General features: G+C 46.6%; 11 protein-coding genes and 1 tRNA gene. 3 read left to right on the top strand and 9 right to left on the bottom strand.

Annotated elements, in window-relative coordinates; translation table 11 throughout:
- The first annotated feature begins 1 nt into the window (after position 1).
- On the top strand, positions 2-1402 hold the full coding sequence (locus GVN20_RS01835; protein WP_166556695.1) for an FGGY-family carbohydrate kinase: 1401 nt from the start codon (positions 2-4) through the stop codon (positions 1400-1402).
- A gap of 135 nt (positions 1403-1537) precedes the next feature.
- On the opposite strand, the gene GVN20_RS01830 is transcribed toward GVN20_RS01835, so the two are convergent.
- From GVN20_RS01830 to GVN20_RS01820, 3 genes are all read right to left on the bottom strand, one after another.
- A tRNA-Leu gene (locus GVN20_RS01830) sits at positions 1538-1619 on the bottom strand.
- A 151-nt stretch (positions 1620-1770) separates the two neighbouring features.
- Entirely contained in the window at positions 1771-3168 is a 1398-nt protein-coding gene (locus GVN20_RS01825; RefSeq protein WP_166556694.1) for an MBL fold metallo-hydrolase RNA specificity domain-containing protein, read from the bottom strand.
- A 105-nt stretch (positions 3169-3273) separates the two neighbouring features.
- A complete protein-coding gene (locus tag GVN20_RS01820; RefSeq protein ID WP_166557266.1) occupies positions 3274-6063 on the bottom strand; it encodes a DUF1553 domain-containing protein in 2790 nt (929 codons plus the stop codon).
- Between the two features lie 117 nt (positions 6064-6180).
- Between GVN20_RS01820 and GVN20_RS01815 the strand changes: the two genes are divergently transcribed.
- A complete protein-coding gene (locus tag GVN20_RS01815; RefSeq protein WP_166556693.1) occupies positions 6181-7008 on the top strand; it encodes an alpha/beta hydrolase in 828 nt (275 codons plus the stop codon).
- A gap of 67 nt (positions 7009-7075) precedes the next feature.
- On the opposite strand, the gene GVN20_RS01810 is transcribed toward GVN20_RS01815, so the two are convergent.
- The 5 genes from GVN20_RS01810 to GVN20_RS01790 form a co-directional block, all read right to left on the bottom strand.
- Positions 7076-7408, bottom strand: a complete 333-nt coding sequence (locus GVN20_RS01810; RefSeq protein ID WP_166556692.1) for a hypothetical protein — start codon at positions 7406-7408, stop codon at positions 7076-7078.
- 175 nt (positions 7409-7583) lie between these two features.
- The gene (locus GVN20_RS01805; protein WP_166556691.1) at positions 7584-10034 is read right to left on the bottom strand and encodes a penicillin acylase family protein; all 2451 of its coding nucleotides are present in this window, start codon (positions 10032-10034) and stop codon (positions 7584-7586) included.
- A 222-nt stretch (positions 10035-10256) separates the two neighbouring features.
- Positions 10257-11504, bottom strand: a complete 1248-nt coding sequence (locus GVN20_RS01800; protein WP_166556690.1) for a DEAD/DEAH box helicase — start codon at positions 11502-11504, stop codon at positions 10257-10259.
- 79 nt (positions 11505-11583) lie between these two features.
- Entirely contained in the window at positions 11584-15414 is a 3831-nt protein-coding gene (locus GVN20_RS01795) for a PVC-type heme-binding CxxCH protein (protein ID WP_166556689.1), read from the bottom strand.
- 149 nt (positions 15415-15563) lie between these two features.
- Positions 15564-16637: a hypothetical protein gene (locus tag GVN20_RS01790; protein ID WP_166556688.1), complete on the bottom strand. Its 1074-nt coding sequence runs from the start codon at positions 16635-16637 to the stop codon at positions 15564-15566.
- Positions 16638-16781: 144 nt separating this feature from the next.
- On the opposite strand from GVN20_RS01790, the gene GVN20_RS01785 reads away from it, so the two are divergent.
- Positions 16782-17513: a hypothetical protein gene (locus tag GVN20_RS01785; protein ID WP_166556687.1), complete on the top strand. Its 732-nt coding sequence runs from the start codon at positions 16782-16784 to the stop codon at positions 17511-17513.
- An 87-nt stretch (positions 17514-17600) separates the two neighbouring features.
- Here GVN20_RS01785 and GVN20_RS01780 read toward each other — a convergent pair whose 3' ends face one another.
- On the bottom strand, positions 17601-19550 hold the full coding sequence (locus GVN20_RS01780) for a hypothetical protein (protein ID WP_166556686.1): 1950 nt from the start codon (positions 19548-19550) through the stop codon (positions 17601-17603).
- Positions 19551-19803: the final 253 nt, after the last annotated feature.

The raw sequence follows: 19803 nt of genomic DNA, 5'->3' as shown, positions 1-19803 counted from the left end.
TATGAAAATTCCCGTTTGTGCCGTATTAGACATCGGCAAAACCAACAAAAAGCTTTTCCTTTTTGACGAAAACTATAAAATTGTCCTCGAAAAATCGGGGCAATTTCCCGAAACTACCGACGAAGATGGCGACCCGTGTGAGAACGTAGCACTCCTCACCTCTTGGGTTAGCGACTCACTACAAGAGGTATTTGCGTTAGAAGAATACGATGTCAAAGCCATCAATTTTTCGACCTACGGGGCTAGTTTGGTCCACGTAGACGAAAAGGGCGCACCAGTGGCCCCCTTGTATAATTACCTCAAACCTTACCCTGAAACGCTCCAAAAGCAATTCTACAGCGCCTACGGCGGCGAGCAGGAATTCACCCGCAAAACGGCTTCACCTATTTTGGGAAGTCTCAATTCAGCGATGATTATTTATCGACTGAAATACGAAAAGCCTGAACTGTTTGCCAAAATCAAGTATTCGTTGCATTTGCCACAGTATGTAAGTTCATTGGTAACACACCTGTTCGCTTCTGATATCACGAGCATTGGTTGTCATACCAACCTCTGGGATTTTGACCAAAACACCTACCACGCTTGGGTAGCGCAAGAAGGTATTCTAGAAAAATTAGCCCCGATTGAGCCTGGCGACAAAGTAGTCACCAAATCCATTAACGGCCACGACCGACTCGTGGGTATTGGCCTGCACGACAGTTCGTCGGCGCTGATTCCGTATCTGGTTAGTTTTCATGAGCCTTTTGTCTTGATTTCTACGGGCACTTGGTGCATCAGTCTTAATCCGTTCAATCATACGCCCCTAACCGACGAAGAGCTTCAATATGATTGCCTTTGTTATATGCAATACAACGGCAAGCCCGTTAAAGCGTCGCGGTTGTTTGCTGGTTACGAACATGAACAACAAACCAAACGGTTGGCTGAACATTTTCAAAAAGAAGCCAATTATTACAAAACCGTTGCGTTTGATGCGCGCATTATCAATGAATTGAAAGCCGAGAAAAAAACCGATGGCATTGATTTTGGGCGCCTTTCGAAGCCTCCCATGACCGAAGGTCTTTTCGGACAACGCGACTTAGCGGGGTACGATTCCTACGAAAAAGCGTATCACCAACTTATATTGGACATTGTCAATCAACAGATTATCTCGACGGGGTTGGTCCTGACGGGCTCAAGCGTGAAGCGCATTTTTGTAGACGGAGGATTTGGTAAAAACCCTATTTACATGAATTTGCTCGCGGGTGCATTCCCCGAAATGGAGATATTTGCGGCGTCGGTAGCGCAAGCCACGTCGTTGGGCGCGGCGCTGAGTATTCATCGTCATTGGAACACCCAACCCCTCCCCCCTGACCTTATTGATTTACGATTTTACAATAGCGGCTCAACTTATATTCAGCAGTAACAACTAAAAACAAAAATCTCTCTGTAAGAGCTTATAGTGGCTTTTGCAGAGAGATTTTTTTGATTGACGACAGTGAACTAACTAGCTAGCACTTTGTCTAAAAACAAAAAAACTCTGCAAATGCAGAGTTTCTCGTGACGAAGGCGAGACTCGAACTCGCATGCCGTGAGGCACACGCACCTGAAACGTGCGTGTCTACCAATTCCACCACTTCGCCGGTTGTTTTGATGTTGCAAAGTAAGCGCTACTTCCTCATTTTCGCAACTTTCAGAGAGTGTTTTTTAGTAAAATCTACAATCGTAGGGGCAGGCCTTTGAATCTGCCCAGTATAAGGCTTGGTAGACGCAAGCGGCCGCCGATGCGGTTATTTAAAGAAAGAAACCTTCGCCCTGCGCGGGAATTTCAACATTTCGAAATCCTTCGGCTTCGAGTCGTTCCTTGAATACTACTTGATTTTCGTATTCGCCATGAACCAAAAACACCGTTTTTACCTGCGTGGGGTCTTGGCATTTCAAGAACTGAATGAGTTCGGTATAATCAGCATGGGCTGAGAATGAATCCATTACCTCCACTCGTGCCCGTACTTGGTAAGTTTCTCCAAATATTTTCACCTCTGGTTGACCACGCTTGAGCGCAGCACCGAGGCTATCAGGCGAGCAATAACCTACCAACAAAATAGTACTGTCGGGGTCAAGAATATTATTTTTAATGTGGTGCTTGATACGCCCCGCTTCGGCCATACCCGAGGCTGAAATAATCACACAAGGTTCTTTGAGGTTGTTAATCGCCTTGGATTGTTCTACATCAGATATGTAATGTAAGTTAGGAAAATTGAATGCATCCCCGTCTTTTTCGATGTATTCTACAATATCGGGGTTAAAATATTCGTCGTGCTTTCGCATGATAGAGGTTGCTTTTATGGCCAACGGACTATCAATAAACACTTTGAGACGCGGCAATAATCCTTCATTTTCAAGTTGGTCAAGCGCATATATTAGCTCCTGCGTACGGTCAACGGCAAAAGCAGGAATGATAAGCTTGCCCCCACGCGTTACGCAGGTATCGCGCACAATGCGCAGCAAATGCGCTTTCATGTCGGGCTCGGGCTCATGGACCCGGTTGCCATAGGTAGATTCACAAATAATCACCTGTGCTTGTGGAAAGGGCTCGGGACTGCGTAAAATTTTATCATTCGGACGACCCACATCGCCTGAAAAAGTTAACTGCTTTTTAACACCTTGCTCTTTAATCGTCAAATGTACCGCAGCACTGCCTAAGATATGGCCCGTGTCGGTAAATCTGACTTTTACTTCATCGCGATTGAGCCAAAAATCTTCGTGGTATCCGACCGTGACAAATAACTCAAGCGTTTGGCGCACATCATTTTCGTCATACAGTAACTCCAGTACAGCATCTCCTTTACGGCGGCGACGCTCGTTGATGCGTTCGAGGTCTTTTTGTTGAATAAACGCACTGTCGAGCAGCATAATATTACACAAGTCGGCCGTCGGTGGGGTACAGTAAATAGGCCCACGGTATCCCTGACGGACCAAACGAGGTAATAAACCCGCGTGGTCAATGTGGGCGTGAGAAAGAATAACAAAATCAATATCTTTGGCGCTAAACCCAAGGTTTTGATTGAGATCTTGAGTATTGATACCCTGAAAAAGCCCGCAATCAAGCAAAATTTTCGTTCCCTGTTCGGTCGTAATCAAGTGCTTAGTGCCCGTTACACGGCGTGCTGCACCATAGAAGTTTATTTTCATCTGTTTTCGGAATCGTTTATCTTCCAAGTATACTAAAAATTTACAAGGAATGCTTTGAGGACTGAAACTAAGAAGCAGGAAACATGAAGTAAGAGCGCTAATCGTCTATTCTTTCGTCACTACTTCATCCAAATTGAGCATGGCGTTGGTGGTTACGGTCAGGGCGGCGAGTTCTGGTCTCGCATTGGGTTCGTTGGCTAATAGTTTCTTTGCCCCTTCGGGGTTTTTGCGGTATTCGGACAGTGATTTTTGATATAACTTCGTCAACACCTGTAAGCGTTTGGTCGAAATAGTACGGTACGTCAGGCGGCGATATGCCTCCCGAATCTGCTGCTGAGGCTGCGAATATTGCGCCGCAATCGTTTCGGAAAAACAATGAGCCACTTCCAGATACACGGGGTCATTGAGCGTTACTAAGGCCTGCAAAGGCGTGTTGGTCCGTAAGCGTCGCACTTGACAAAACTCCCGACTCGGCGCGTCGAAAGTCACCATAGAAGGATACGGTGCAGTGCGTTTCCAATAAATATACAACGCACGGCGGTAGCGATCTTCACCCGCGCTGAGTTGCCACTTGGCCCCATCGTAGGGCGACAGCCAGATATTATCGGGCTGCAAAGGCATTACGCTTTTTCCGTACATTTTTCGGGACAATAATCCACTTACGGCCAGCATTTGATCGCGTACCTGCTCGGCCGTCAGGCGGACCCGCGCCCCGCGCGACAGCCATTTATTGTAGGGGTCTTTTTCCAACTTTTCGGGTGTCACCGCCGAGCTTTGACGATAGGTAGCCGACAACACAATCTGTTTCAACGCCTTCTTAATGCTCCACTGCTGCGTTTCCATAAGCTCTACCGAAAGCCAATCAAGCAATGCTTGATGGGTGGGGGCAATCCCCTGAGATCCAAAATCTTCTACCGTTTCTACAATACCCGTTCCGAACAATTGTTCCCACAAACGATTTACGGCCACGCGGGCTGTCAGTGGGTGGTTGCGCGAGGTCATCCACTGGGCCAACCCCAAACGATTGGGCGATTTTTGTGGCAGTTGATCGTTTTCTGCGCCTTTTACTTTAAAAATACCTGGTACATCAGGCTGAACTTTAGCCCCTTTTACGGTCCAATTTCCGCGAATAAACACGTGGGTTTGGCGCGCCAAGTCCCCGTGACCATCGTACATAATAGGTGTGTTTTCGACATTACCCGTCAGGATTTGGGCGTATTCTTTTTCAATTTCGGCAAATGCGGGTTGGTCACTTCCCGGTAACGCCTGCTGAAACGTCGCCCATTTAATCTGCACCCATTCTTTGGGTGTTTTGGGGCTTTTGAGCGTCCAGTAAAGCGTTCTTTTTCCAGCATCAGGCAATACTGGCAAAATCACAACGGTATCTCGCCCTGCGCCTCCCGTCTTGGGAACCGCCAACGATGCTACTATTTTGCCGCGCAAACTATCCTGATGAAGTTCTAACAACGCATTTTCGGCGTTGGTCCCAATGGCTATCAAAAGGCGACGTTTGCCCGTCAACGTCACATTCTGCCAACGCGCCGAACCATTGTCTTGAATACCAAAATATTTAGCATCTAGCAACGACGCATTGACATGTTGGTCAAAATCGTGCGAGTTAACCTTAGGCTCCATGATGCGTACAAACTGCCGAAACTCCGCAAGATTCATTGCCTTCGTCCCATTTTTGGGGGCATTTTGTTGAATCCAGCTTTCAACTTTCGCAATCCTCAGCGAGTCTTCGCTCTTATAAAAACGTAGGGTGGGCGTTTCGCTGGTGACGTCTTCATCACGAGAATTATTGAAAAAAGCCATGTATTTGTAGTATTCTTCGTGCCTGAAGGGGTCGTAAGGATGGCTATGGCATTGCACACAACTGAAAGTCGTTCCCTGAAAAACATCCCAAGTGGTATTGACCCGGTCGATAACCGCCGCTACGCGAAACTCTTCGTCCTGTGTACCGCCTTCATCGTTGGTCATGGTGTTGCGGTGAAATCCCGTGGCAATGAGGTTATCGTCCGTCGCGTTGGGCAACAAATCCCCCGCCAACTGTTCCGTCACAAATCGGTCGTAGGGTTTGTCTTCGTTGTAGGCTTTGATAAGCCAATCGCGGTAGCGCCAAATGCTGCGTCCGGGGTCGCGCTCGTAGCCTTTGGTATCGGCATAGCGCGCCAAATCCAACCATGTACCCGCCCAACGTTCTCCGTAAGCCGACGAAGCCAACAGCGAATCGACGAGCGTTTCGTAAGCTTTAGGCGACGTATCTCGAAGAAATTGTTGCACCTGAGCATCCGTAGGTGGGAGACCCGTCAAATCGAGACTTACTCGCCTAATGAGCGTGGCACGGTCGGCTTCTGGGGCAGGTTTAAGGCCTTGCTCTCGTAGTTTTTCAAGAACAAAATGGTCTATTTCATTTTTGGCCCAACGGGTTTCTTCGTCGTCAGTTAAGCCGATTCGCGCCAAAAAACTACCAATCTTGGGTACATCTGGGCGCTCGATGCGGTTATAAGCCCAGTGGTTTCCCCATTGAGCACCTTGGTCAATCCACTTTGTGAGTACCTCCACGTCTTCTTCCGTCAACGGCGGACCGTCTTTGGGCATTTTATCTTCGTGGCCTTCTGGCAATAAAATACGCCGCATCATTTCACTATCATCGGCATCACCCGCCACTACGGGCGGTTTGCCTGATTTAGCGGGTTGGTACATATCCTGTTCGAACAGAAAACTTACCCCCCCCGCCTTTTTGACACCTCCATGGCACGCCATGCAATGCTTGTTCAAAATGGGTTTCACTTCGTCGTTGAAATCCACCCGATGTTCAAACATTCCTAAAAACGAAAATGAGCTCAGCAATACCACTGCGACCCCTCCCGTAAATATCCATTTTGGTTTCATTGCCATTTTAATCTGCACATTAAACTACTTTTTATAAAGGCAAGAAATGGGTTTTTCTTACCCGTTTGGAGCGGCGGTTTTAGGTTTTTGTTTATCTTTCATCCAAAAACCTAAACCATGTCAGAAATTACCCAAAACCTTATTGCAAAAGATGGGCTTGCGCTGTTTACACGGGCATGGCCCATCGAAACCCCCAAGGGCGTCATTGCGCTCATCCACGGTTTTGGAGAACACAGTGGCAGGTATGTGCACGTAGCCGAATTTTTCAACAAAAATGGGTATTCAGTTTATGCCCTTGATAACCGAGGTCATGGAAAATCGGAAGGTAAACGCGGGCACGCCCCCAAATACGACGCGTATTTAGATGATATTGAGAACTTTTTGGAGTTTGTCACCTCAAAAGCCTCTTCCGCACCTTTGTTTCTTTACGGACATTCAATGGGCGGAAATTTGGCACTAAACTATGTATTACGCCGCAAGCCAGCCCTGAAAGGACTGATTGTCAGTGGACCGTGGATACAATTAGCGTTTGAGCCTAAACCCATTTTGATTACGTTGGGCAAACTAATGCGCTCGGTTTTCCCTGGATTCAGTCAAGACAGCGGCTTGGCCCAGGAGCATATCTCAAAAGACCCAACGGTGGTAGAAGCGTATAAAAATGACCCGTTGGTGCATGGTTTTATTACGGCATCGGCCAGTATCGGCATTTTAGAAGCCGCCGCTTTTCTCAACAGTTATTCGGGTGCCATGCCTGTTCCAACCTTGCTGATGCACGGCGCAGAAGACAAACTTACCTCACAACCTGCGAGTGAGGCATTTGCGCATCGGGTAAGCGGCCCGATCACCTATAAAAAATGGGATGGAATGTACCACGAAATTCACAATGAACCCAATAAGTTGGAAGTGTTTAACTACATCCTCGGGTGGATGGAAAGAAACGGTTGACACCCTTCTAAACCAATAAAAAAGCCCTGCCAAAAACAATCAGCAGGGCTTTTTTAGGTAATAACCGTTATGCCAGCGCTCGACGGCAGTAGTAACCTGCCATACCCGCAAAACCTGATACGATTCCGCCAATCAGCGTTGTAATCACTACCAGAACCAGCACATTGGGGATTTTAAAAATGTCGGCTACTTTTTGGCCAATGAGCCCTTCATTGACAAAATGCTGATAAGAAGCGTAACCTAACCATAACGTTGCCGCTGCAAAAAAAGCAACTCCAAAAGCTTTTAAGGCAGCATCTGCTTTCCACAAGCATAACACAAAACACACGATAGGCATCAACCACCAAGGGCCAAAATATTGCGCAATGGCACTGAATAGAATGATAAGAACGTAAAGCATAACTTTGAGTTTAGGAGAATGAAAACGTACTTTAATCTATGAAGTACTAAGGAATTACACAAAAATAGTTAGTTTACACTTATTTTAATAGTATAATTCCCTAGTTTTCAGTGGATTTTAACAAAATCACCATCAAATACCTAGTTTAATCACAATTTCGGTAGCATTAAACCGTTCACTTACCCAATTTAAGTGTCGAAATAATCTTAGGATGATTCTCTTCTTTTGATTTCAAAAACACCAATTCGTTCAATTCTCCCTTGGCCCAGCGGTCAATCATATTGTCATACAAACGGCTTCCTGGGTTTCCAGACTGACCTCCCGGATACAATCCGAAGGCTTTGGGCCATGTTTTGTCTAATTGCACCACCATCCGCCACGACGGACCATGACCTCCCTCAGTCGTGGCATTGACGATGTTTGCACCACCACCGTTGATGACATCCATCCGTGAGAACGACTTAAAAAGTGGCACAAGATGTTTAATATCAGTGCCTTTTGCCTTCCCCCACGCCCAAGATTCTTCATTGATACGTCCGTGTTTATCAATGAGGGAATCTATCGTAGCCGCAAAGGTCGTGCGAACAATATCGGCGGCCGTTTCAGTCTTTTTAGGAGTTCTTTTATCATCAAACCATTTCGAATTTGGTTGCTTTTGAAGCAAGGCCCACGTGCGGTCACGGGTGGGAAGCATCATGGGAGCTTTTTTATCAGTTGACGGAAAATCATCATCCCATATTGCCAAACGCAGTTCTTTGACCCAACGCTCAAAAATCGTCGGCCCCAGCTCTTCGGGGTCATTTCTTAAGTTCCAGCTCGCCAAAATCTGATACGCAGGATTGGCTTTTGAGCTTGAATCTTTTTCCAATATTTTGAGCAAATCGGGCAAAACCCGGCGAGCTTCTACGTTAAAATTGTCGTTTTGGAGCAGGCGTAGACTGTCGATGGTGGCTTGTGTCATTTTTTCCAGACGCTCATTTATCCGAATTCCCCTCTCGCCTGGCGCAAATTTCCACCCCAAATAATAGGGATAAGAAGGGTCAGCAGGAAATTGATTGGCCGAACTGACGTACCCACGCGCTGGATTTTTGACGTACGGATTTTGCTCAACGGGAATCCAATCACGCCAGTCATGTGCAGGATTAGCCCCATCTAGCACAAACTTGCCCTGCTCCTTCCATTTAAGCGGCAACTGTCCCGCCGATGTGATAGCCACGTCATTTTGATTGCTTGCAAACACCACGTTGAACGCTGGTGAAGCCAAATAAGGCATGATAGCGCGGTAGTCATCGTAGTTTTTGGCGCGATTAATCATGTACAACGCTTTCAACGAATTGCCCACCGCCACGGGCCCAATCCACGTGAGGGCATGACCCACGGGCAAATCTCCCATAAACGGCGTTTGTCCGTCACTGTAAAGAATCGGCCCGTGATGGGTATACCGAACCGTATCCTGCACGGCTTTTGCCTCCTCTTTCACCCTAAATTCATTGATTTTCATGGTTACTGGTCGCCATTGCCCGTCGTGTTGGTACTCTTTCTGCGTTTTGTCTTTGAATTGAATTTGGTAAAAATCAAAGACATCGGAGCCTACATTGGTCATTCCCCAGGCAATGTCTTTATTAAAACCAATCCCTATCCCAGGCCAACCGGGCACACACACACCATATACATTAACCGTAGGCGACACGAGTTGCATCTGGTACCAAATAGAAGGAAGGGATAGACCCAAGTGCGGGTCATTGGAAAGCAAGGGCAATCCAGTTGCAGTGCGCGAACCATGCACAGCCCAGTTGTTGGACCCAATGCCAGGGTTTTCTGATTCTATGTCTAACCGGGCGGCTACGCTTGCTTTCAACATTTCGGGCACTTTGGGCACGGCCACGGGCGTAAAACCCCACTTGGTCCCTTTAGGAATGATGGGTGATTCTTCGATAGGATAATTGGGGAACAAATCTTTGACGACCTCTTTTCCGTGCGCAGCCAAGGTATTTGACATACGATAATCATCGGAGCGGGCGTTCATGTCTTTGCGCATTAGCATCTCCACCAAGGCCGTTTTTAACGGCGACCATGGTTCGGGGCTATACCCCAAAATCTTGAACTCAATCGCTAAATCTTTGTATTCAACCTGCTCGATATACGCATTTATCCCTGCCGAATACGACTCCGCAACCAGTTTTGAATCAGGGTCTTTCATGAATACTTCGGCGAGTTTTGCGGCTCCTTCTGGTAATTGGAGACGGCGATTATAACGGTCAAAATCAAGCGCTAAAGGCCCCATTACTTCGCTCAAACGACCAGAAGTAACCCGGGTATAAAAATCCATTTGCCACAGACGGTCACGCGCAATGATGTATCCTTGCGCAAAAAATAAATCCTCGTCGTTTTGGGCAAAAATATGGGGTACACCGTTGTCGTCGTATTTTACAATCACCTCGCCCTTTAGACCTTGTAATTTTAATTCAGAAGAGGATACTTTTTGGGGCGCTTCGTCATTTTGCCAAAACCCAGTAAAAGGACTAAAAAAAGGCCCTAAAGCGGGAGCAGGACCTAATGGTTGATTGAGCAGGTACGTCAGTCCACCAGCTACCAGCAGACTCAACAACGCACGGATGTACTTCATTGATGAATAGAAAAAAATAATTAATATGGATTTTTTAATAAAAAATTGACTTTTAGAACCGCAATTTAGAACAAAACTAGACGAACAACTCATACAGGATTAAAAAATCGTAAACTAATTTTTAAAAAAGCGACAAAAAACAAAAAGCCTCAGAGAATGACAAAACCATTCACTCAGAGGCCCTTAATTCTATACTTATAAAAAAAAGTCTTTGCGTAGCTTCTATTTCTTTTTACGTTTTTTCTTTTTCCGCCCTTCTTCCAATTCCTCTATTTCGCGCAAGAGCACCTGCAAGTTTCCAGAATTATCATTTGTAAAATCAATCATGCTGTCGTATTCGGCTTTGCTGATTTGGAGTACATCGATGGGCTTATCGAGATAAGTCTCAATTTCGTCCAAAATGGGTTTTTCTTCTGGGCTGCAAAACGAAACGGCATGGCCCTTGAGCGTACCACGCCCAGTACGCCCTACCCGGTGGACGTAGTTTTCGGCTTGTTCGGGTAAGTCATAATTAATAACATAATCTACTCCTGTAATATCAATACCACGGGCGCTGATGTCGGTGGCTATCAGCACTTTGGTTTTTCCGCTTTTAAAATCATTAAGTGCCGCCAATCGGTCTTTTTGGTCTTTATCTCCGTGCAGCGTCAGGCTCTTGATTTCCATGCGCTCCAACGCCTTGAATACCCGCTCGGCACGCACTTTGGTCCGCACAAAAACCATGATTTTACTTTCAGGATGCTCATTGATGATGCGTTCGAGAAAGAAGCGTTTATCGTCCATTTCCACATAAGCCACAAAATGTTCAATATTTTTGGCTACGGGGTCTTTGGGAGAAATCTGAATACGAATGGCCCCGCTGTTGATGAGCGAATAGGCCAATTTCTTGATTTTATCGTCAATGGTAGCCGAAAAAAACAAGGTCTGCCGCCGACGCGGTAGGTGACGAAGCAAATCGCGAATGTCTTTGATAAAACCCAAATCCAGCATGTGGTCGGCTTCGTCGAGAATCAGCACTTCAACGCGGTCCAGCTTGAGGTGGCCCTGACTGACCAAGTCAAACAAGCGACCAGGGGTTGCCACCACCACATCAACACCCTTGTTCAATTTGGCTATTTGTGGGTCCTGCGCCACGCCTCCAAATAAGCCCAAGGTTTCTACTAACGTAAAATGGCCAAGGCGGTTAAACACTTCGGTAATTTGCAAAGCCAACTCATGCGTAGGCACCATCACGACGCATTTGACGCCGTCGGGGCGTCGATTGTTGCGTTTGCGCTCGTTGAGCAAATGAATGATGGGTATGGCAAACGCGGCGGTTTTTCCCGTACCCGTTTGGGCAATGGCCAACACATCTTCCCCTTTCAGAATGGAAGGAATCGCTTTAAACTGAATGTCGGTAGGACGTTTAAATCCCAGATTCACTAAACTTTTCTTGATTTCGGGGGCAATGTGATACTCTTCAAACTTCATACGCTTTGCTATTTATAAAACACAAAGGTACGAAGGAGATTGGTCTTTTTGCGAGAAGGCGTTTTTTGGGGCGTTTTGTTTATTTCTGTGCCTGTTTGTTGCCGCTCATGGTTCGCATGTATTTTACCAAATCCAGTACTTCCTGTTCGGCCAATGCATCAAACAATCCCACGGGCATCAGCGACGTGGGCATCACCTCCCGCGACTGAATCGACGATTTGTTGACTACCACCGCATCTTGGCCCACCACGCGCATTGTCAACTGTCGCTCATTTTCTGAGATAACATTGCCAGAGTACGTGCGTCCATCGCGGGTGGTCACCACCACCAACTTATAATCTTCTTGGATTTCGCCACTGGGATTTAGTACATTAAACAACAGATAATCCAGATTGGCACGGTTAGACCCCGTTAAGTCGGGGCCAATGTTTCCACCTTTGCCGTACATTTTATGACAACTTCCGCAGGTGCGTTGAAAAACTACTTCACCCTTAACCGCGTTGGCCGTGGCAACGGCTTTATCGGTAATCATTCGTTGGTATTTTGAATACGATTTTTCCAACGACGGCTCCTGTTCAATGGGGCCCCACACTTCAATAAATCCACTACCCACTACCCGTAGCAATTGTCGAGCGGCATAGGGCGGTACATCACGTTTAGGAATCGTCTGATTTTTAAGGGCCTGCGTTAATTGCCAACCATATTTAGGACGGGATGAAAGGGTCTGTATGGCCTGTTGTTTTTCGACAGCACTAAGGTCTTTATATTTAGAAATCAACAATTTAGCCAACGGCTCCTTGTCATAATCGGCAATAGCCCTAATCACATCCATCCGCAATTTAGGTTCATTCAACAAGTTGGGAATTTCATTTACCAGCTCCTCTCGTTTACGGGCTGCAATGGCTTGCAGTGCCTGTTGGCGCAGGAGTAAGGGCGCATTTTTATTTTTGAGCGTAATCATGGATTTTTGAGTAGCTTCAGTATCCCCAAAACGTTGGGCTATTTGGGTGGCAAGATTTGCTACTTCGCCTTTTTCTTGGCGCAGCTTAGCGTATACGGCGGCCCAATTCGCAGGTGCTTTTAAGTCAAATCGCCCTTCCAATCCATCGCGCATACCTTCCAGAATACTTACCTGATTTTTAGGTGATTTGCCCACCATCGCAATTACCGTTTCGGGGGCATTGGCATCTATCAACCGACGCGCCACGTACTTAGCAATCAGTGAAATCTGCGTTTGTGACGCCAATTCAAGGGCGCGATTGGGGTTGGTTTTGACCAATGGCTCCAGGCCAAACCATATCATCTTGGGCAGGTTGTGGTCTTCGTTGTCTTCGCCGTGTTTGGCCAGATGTTCCACAATTTTCCACCCAGATTCAGTATCAATCCGCTGCATAGCCGAAGTCAAATAAAGCCGTACCACAGGCGATGCATCTTCTTTCGCCATTTTTACAAACGCGGCTAAGGCTTCGGTAGGTGGTGTTTTGTCTTCGCATAACAGTTGAATTGCCCAAGCGCGAATGTATTCATCTCGGTCGGTCAAGGACTTCTGTAACTCTGCCGCCGTGATACTTCCCGTAATATGCAACGCCCACAGCGCCCGAAGTCGGTAATCAGGATTCGCATTTGTCTGAAAAATAGTTTGTAAATCAGCCAAGGCACTTTTGTCTAAACTTCCTTTGGTGGCCCTAGATTGAAGAATCACCCTGCCCCTTCTTGAATGCCAGTCGCTAGGGCTTGTTTGCAGCTCAACCAATTGTTTATCTGACAGTTTAGTCAAATCACCAAAGCGCCCATCCCAGTTTTTAGCCAATGATTCTTTGGGCATAATTCTAAAAATACGCCCCGTTTCTCCGTTTATAACTTCTTTGCCGCAGATGTCGGCGTCGTGCCAGTCGAGTACGTATAAGCCACCGTCGGGGCCTACTTCCATGCTAAACCCTACCCATTGGGCGTTGTTGGCCATGAGCAATTCATCGCCGTGTTTGGCCACAAAACCCGAGCCTTTTTTCTCTAAAACATCCGACAAAACGGCGTGCTCGTGGATGTTGGCCATGAAAATTCGACCCTTATGCTCCTCAGGAAACGCATCCGATTGATACACCCGCGCGCCGCCATGCGCCGAGCGGTGGCTGTGGTCGGCAATTGTACGAATATCGCTGTAGATATACGGATTAAAATGTTGTCCACCCTGCCGGTGATAAATTCCACCCAGAATGACATGCCACATGTGCGGAATCACGCAGGCGCTGATAAACAGCTGCCCCTTAGCATCATAATCAATTCCCCAAGGATTACTGAAACCATGCGCCACCACTTCAAATTTATCTTTTGTTGGATGATAGCGCCACACGCCACCGTTGATATCTACGCCTTCACCCTGCAAAATATCTTCGGGAAATGGGTCTTTATGCTTGTAAATTCGGCCTTTGCCTTCGGGTTTGCGCACTTTTGAGGGCGTAGCAAATCCTTGGCAGCCATACAGCCAACCATCGGGCCCCCAATGTAAACTATTGAGCGTTTCGTGGCGGTCGCGGATACCCCAGCCCGTAAGCCGCACTTCAATATTATCCATATCGGCCACGTCGTCGTGGTTGCGGTCGGGCACAAAAAGGAGGTTTGGCGGAGCACCTAAATAAAGTCCGTCGAAGCCAACCGCCATGGCGGCGGGAAAAGCAATTCCTTCCAAAAACACCTTTTTGGTATCGGCTACTCCATCATGATTGGTATCTTCCAGAATGAGAATTCGGCTGTTGCCCGCGTTGGAAAATCCATGCCCGCGCGATTCATAGTCACGGTTTTCGGCCACCCACAGGCGACCTCGGTCATCCCAGCAAAAAGCCATCGGCTGCGTCATCATGGGCTCAGATGCCCACGTATTTACTTTAAAACCTTCTTTAAGGGTCATGTTGGCAATGGCTTCTTCGGGCGACAGGAACTTAGCATCACGGCCTTCCTGCTGCGCCACTCCCCAGAGGGCGTATGCCATATCTTGCCCGCTAAATTCACTCCAAGTGCCCGACAATTTAACATCGTTGAACTCGCCCGTATAAATCACCAATTGATGCTTTATGACCTCCACTTTTCCCTTTTTAATTTGCCAGTCTCCCGTACGAGCCCGGGCAGGTCCAGCCCCCAATTGGCCGTCTACCCGCCAATATTGCGGAAAGCCTTTGTTTTCAGGATGGTCAAAAATAGCTATATGCGCCAAATCACTGCGACCTTCTACCTGCATTCCAATGTCAACCCAAGTGGCGCGTTGCCCTTCGGCTTTCTCATTTTTTTGACGAGCGGCGTTTATCACTTCGCCTTTGATTCCCTGTTTCCAAGGCATTCTTACAAACAACCCGCCGTAGTCGTATTTCCCAATCGTTACATCGGTTTGGGCTTCCCCCGCCCATTCAAGATTAAGAATATATTTCCCATCTTTCTCCGTCATGGTCCAAGTTTGGGTTTCGGTCAGTACCGCGTTGCCCTTTTCGTCGAGCAAATCGTACACCGTTTCCCACTTTACTTCTGGGCCTTTGCTTCTGATTACTTTGGCCGAAACCCGCCGCCAATAATCCCCCTCAGGATGATGAAAATAATCACGCCCGTTCACGCGTGTGTAGCCCCAATAAATACCCGTTTGGTGTTTGTGGTGCCCCGGACTATACTCGGTCAGAACTCCCTTGCCATCGGGGGCCATGATGGGGTGCAGATAAGGACGAAAATCTGCCTTGGCATTTTGGGTCAAAATGGGTTCTTTTCCGTTGAGTCGAAACACTGAAATGGTCCCAGCTTTTTCATCCTGCACCAATCGCAGCTCCGTTTTTTTGGGCGGAGCTTTCACTATATTGGGGGCTTGGGGCTTAAAAGCGAACCATCCTATACTGCACAGGGCTACCGAGAGAAAAAAATGAAAAGGTTTCATTCTGAAATAAAGTTAGGAACAATGAACGTCATGGTAATTGCTGGAACCAATTTTCCTGGGCAATCAAGTATAAAAGGCAAAAACGCCTTTTTATTCCTGCTTTTATTTAAATATTCCTAAAAGATTTTGAAGAAAACTGAGAAAACATCTCAGCCAATTTGCCGCAAAGCCAAGTATTCGGCCACCAATGTCCAACAATGGGCTTCACATTCCCAGCGCATCTGAAACCACGGAGAGATGGCCAGACGGTACAACAACGGATTTTCGTAAGCCGTCAACAAACCTGCAATGAAGAAATAAAAACCCTCAAAATCAGCGTTCGAAACGGGAAGTCGGGCTTCAGGCACTTCTTTTACGCCCAGCCTCATCAATGATGTTTTTAGGCAAATTTCGTCTAGTATAGACAGCGGCTTTTGCAGAAGACACTGAGTATCAGCAATTAGTTTTTCGCGAATAGGCTCTAACTCGGAAATCACAAATGCCCCCATCAAACGCGCAACGTGGTAAATAATCGGCACCGTACGCGGATACTGGTGCGCGCATCTGAAGGGCTTATTCAAATAACGATCGGTTTCAATCACCGACTGGATATACTTCAAACTGTCTGTATCATGCTGATTAATAGGCAAATTATATTCATAAATACAATACAGGGCATTAGCCAAAACACAGGCATCAAACTCAATGTACATGTTTTTACCAAACCAGGTTGAATACCCTTTCAGTTGCCTGTATTCGGGATAGGTATTTTGAATGAATTGCTTCGTCCCGTTGGCGTGCAAACTCAATTTTTCTTTCAGCCAAAGCACCTCCTCCCGCGTGGGCGCCGAAGTGAGATAAATCATGGCCGTGTCGTCGGTATCGTCAGGAATTCGAAAATGCTCAAAATGTCGAAACACATGGCCGTTCGGAAAATGTTTGGAAGGTGTTGTTTTCCAGAAATTGTAGGTTTTGAGCCCGTCTTTATTCTGAAATTTTGGGTAATTCTGAACGCCCTTTTGCGCAATTTCATCCACCAATCGCTGACTCTCCGTCGAAAGAAACGGTTTTAGTTTTTGCAGCGTAAACACAATCACCGCCGTAAAAAACACGGTCGTATCGGGGCGTTGGTATCCAATCAGGCGATTAGTGCGCTGCGCTGGAAATAGTCCTTCGTCAAAATACTCCTCTCCTCTCGACTGCAAGGCTGCAATCCGCGCTATGGTTTCATCCAATACATTCATTCTGAAAATTTCAAGCTGCGAATATCGTAAAACATTTTCTGTTCAAAGAAATCAGTCGAAAGTTGTCTTGTAAATCAAGCTATTAAAATTTGGCACGAATGTTGTGGATAGCCTTTTATACCAACCTTAATCCCATAAGTTGTTATGAAGAAAATATACACTCTTGTCATTGGGTTACTCGTAACGGGCATGAGTTTTGCCCAACAAAGTTTTATTTTATCACACATTGACCACCGAGGTTTTGTGAATTTTTCGGGCGGCACTAGCATTCCCGTCAAATCTCTGATGAAAGCAGATCCCAACGCATCTTCGGAAATCAGCACTTTGCGAGGCTCGTCCATGCAAGTATCGGCGGGGTACCGCCTTACGCGGCGGATAGGAATTATGGGGTCTTTTACCAATTGCCTTAACCAAACAAGCACACTCAAGCTTGTTGAAAGTATACAAAAAAGCCATCCAGGAGGCACATGGGCGTCTTCGGGCGGCACGTGGAACTGTTCGCATTTTTTGGCAGGGCCTTACATGACCTTCAAAGCAGGAATTTGGATGTTTGACGCCCGCGTTACGGGAGGCTATTCGTGGATTCAGCGTCCCTTCACCGAGCTGAAAGGAACATTTTTTGACGTTCCGCTGACTATTAAAACCGCCCAGAGCCGCAACGGCTCGTTTTCGGTAGGAAGCGGCGCGAGCGTTCGTTGCAAAATCACGCGCAATTTTGCCCTTGCCGTCCATGCCGACTACGTAAGCACCAAAGCGTCTTTCAACGACATTACCAGTACTTTAACCATTGGAAAAGACAAAGGCGACGAAAAAATCAGCGAAGTGCACCCTATCGGCTTACTAAGTATCGGCGGTGGACTGAGCTTGTTATTCTAAGCCAGCAAATGCTGAAAATTTAACGATATAAAAAAGCAGGGCGGTTGAAGCAAAATCTTCAACCGCCCTGCTTTTTATAAAATCTTCTCAACGCTGGATGGTACATTTGACAAACGAGCTCGGTTGCCAGCCTTTTTTCCAACCCGTTTTGGGGAGGGACTTACGCGCAGTTTTCAATAACCCCTCCGCGCTAGACTGCATTGGCACATACCGTTGGGTCAAGTCACTAGCCGACGAATCCTTCAATCTCATTTCAACATTGGTCCAGTTAAATTCCACAAAATTCAGAAATTGTTGAACCGAAGTCCGCAGTTTGGAATCTTCGTCGTAACGAAAGGCCGTCACATAGATGGAACGGCCGTCGGGCAAGCCGACGGAGGTGTGTGTTTGTAAGAAATTATTACCAGAAAAGTTCTTAAACTCGTAGCGCTCTCCCCTCGACACTTTATTCACATCCGCAAAATTTTCTTGTGGAATATACCAGTTAAATTTCCAAAGAATATCGGTCGCTTTGCAGGACTCTACAATGAAGCCGTTGTAGAGCGGAGTATCATTTTTAAACTTATTCTCGCGACTTTCAAACGTCGCCTGCGTGCCCACTTCCTGCGTGATGGCTCCGATTTTACAGTTTCCCATCGCAAACGTCACCCCTGTGCCTTTGGCCAAATGTAGTCTGTCGATGGTTAAATCCGAACCCAAAGGTTGCACATAATTCTTCTTGGCGGGGATTCGGCACACAAATGTACCGATGCGGTGCCGCCCGTCGGGCACGTCGGGATAGTTAAAATAATACCCGTCGCCATAAAGCTTTAGCCGAACGTCGGTTTCTATCTCGTCAAATACCGCTCCCGTAATGGCTTTATTGAGCCACAACACCGTCATTTCGTTCATCACCGACTCACTCATAAACGCCGAATTGGTATTTTTGACCAACATTTTTTTGATATGAAAACTACTTTTCGGACTTCGATAGGAGGTCCAAGTATGCTTAGAGCCAACCCAAGAAAGATTTTTTTTCAGCATATTGGGGTAGGCCGCGGCATCGGCTACGCCTGGCTTTCGTAGTACGTCTTCCATCACATAGTTGTCGATGCGTACGTTGTTGATGGCCTGCGTGTACAGCACAATAGCGCAGGAATACTTGACATACAGGTGTTTAACGTACAAACTATCCTTGCGTTTGTGAACGGTAGGGTCTACTTGGTTTTCAAAAGTAAACGTATAAAAAGGCTTCTCGATGGGCGCATCCCCCCACACTTCTTTGTCCTGCTGCGCATACAAAGAATCAATGATAACGGCTCGGTGGGCGCCCCGCACGTTGACACCCCACACCGCAAAATCATCTTTTTGCAGATTCAAGCAATTAAACCCGTTGATTTCACGAAAAGCTTTGACCCGTATTCGATCATAGCCGCTGTCACGTTCTTGGTCGCGGGTAAAAATATTTATTGCACACATTGGGATATTTCTAAACGTAATCGACCCTATAGTTAATCGCGACTTGGGGTTATTGGCGGGGGCTGTGATTTGCAGAAACGCCTCTCCGCCTTCGTTTATCGGATTAGCAATTTTAAGATTAGAAGTATTTCCATCAAGGGTTAACGAACCTCCTAACGTCAACTCCTGAATATCTTCCAAATGAAGCACTTTGATTTTGTTAAGTCCATTTTGGGCTTTTAAAACGGTATTTTGGAAGTACAAACGTAACCTTCTGGGATTGACGAGTTGTTTAGGCGTAATGACAATTGGAGCAATGATGTAGGTTTTGGCCGTAAAATTGACGCGGTCGCAAGCTGCTAAGGCCCACAACAAACCCTCATTGATGGGGGCTGAGGGATTGTCGAGAAACCAGTCGATATTTACACCGTCTTCATACTCAAACACCCGCTTATATCGGCCTTTGATGGTCCGATTGGCACTTTCCAGCACCGTACCACCGTTGGCAATAGACTCATTATCAGTAGCATCGTACTTCCAATCGCCTTGCTTTCCAGCGTCAGTAACACGATAGATTTTGTTAGAAGAGGGGTTTTTCAAAGTTATTAATCCACGGAGACTTATGGATTCTATCTGCGCCTGAGCCGAACCCACTAGTGCAGACAGTAAGAGGCAAAAAATATAAAAAGACGATTTAGGCATGGGCATACAGGTGATTCTGCTTATTAACTCCGAATGGCCCCAAAATCGTTTATGCTTTTGGAAAAACCTTGCTTAAAAAGCTAAAATAAACATTCTAAGTAGCGGAGTGAATGTCTCCCTCAAATGTATTTTGAGGGGTTGAAAGACTACA

The sequence above is a fragment of the Runella sp. CRIBMP genome (genome assembly GCF_009905605.1).
Classification (GTDB): domain Bacteria; phylum Bacteroidota; class Bacteroidia; order Cytophagales; family Spirosomataceae; genus Runella.
The sequence above is the reverse complement of the archived record's forward strand: the minus strand, read 5'-3'. Positions and strand labels throughout refer to the sequence as shown.

Excerpts from the sequence above, each read along its gene's own strand:
- GVN20_RS01835 (WP_166556695.1), top strand. The coding sequence starts at position 2 with ATGAAAATTCCCGTTTGTGCCGTATTAGACATCGGCAAAACCAACAAA.
- GVN20_RS01825 (WP_166556694.1), bottom strand. The coding sequence starts at position 3,168 with ATGAAAATAAACTTCTATGGTGCAGCACGCCGTGTAACGGGCACTAAG.
- GVN20_RS01820 (WP_166557266.1), bottom strand. The coding sequence starts at position 6,063 with ATGAAACCAAAATGGATATTTACGGGAGGGGTCGCAGTGGTATTGCTG.
- GVN20_RS01815 (WP_166556693.1), top strand. The coding sequence starts at position 6,181 with ATGTCAGAAATTACCCAAAACCTTATTGCAAAAGATGGGCTTGCGCTG.
- GVN20_RS01810 (WP_166556692.1), bottom strand. The coding sequence starts at position 7,408 with ATGCTTTACGTTCTTATCATTCTATTCAGTGCCATTGCGCAATATTTT.
- GVN20_RS01805 (WP_166556691.1), bottom strand. The coding sequence starts at position 10,034 with ATGAAGTACATCCGTGCGTTGTTGAGTCTGCTGGTAGCTGGTGGACTG.
- GVN20_RS01800 (WP_166556690.1), bottom strand. The coding sequence starts at position 11,504 with ATGAAGTTTGAAGAGTATCACATTGCCCCCGAAATCAAGAAAAGTTTA.
- GVN20_RS01795 (WP_166556689.1), bottom strand. The coding sequence starts at position 15,414 with ATGAAACCTTTTCATTTTTTTCTCTCGGTAGCCCTGTGCAGTATAGGA.
- GVN20_RS01790 (WP_166556688.1), bottom strand. The coding sequence starts at position 16,637 with ATGAATGTATTGGATGAAACCATAGCGCGGATTGCAGCCTTGCAGTCG.
- GVN20_RS01785 (WP_166556687.1), top strand. The coding sequence starts at position 16,782 with ATGAAGAAAATATACACTCTTGTCATTGGGTTACTCGTAACGGGCATG.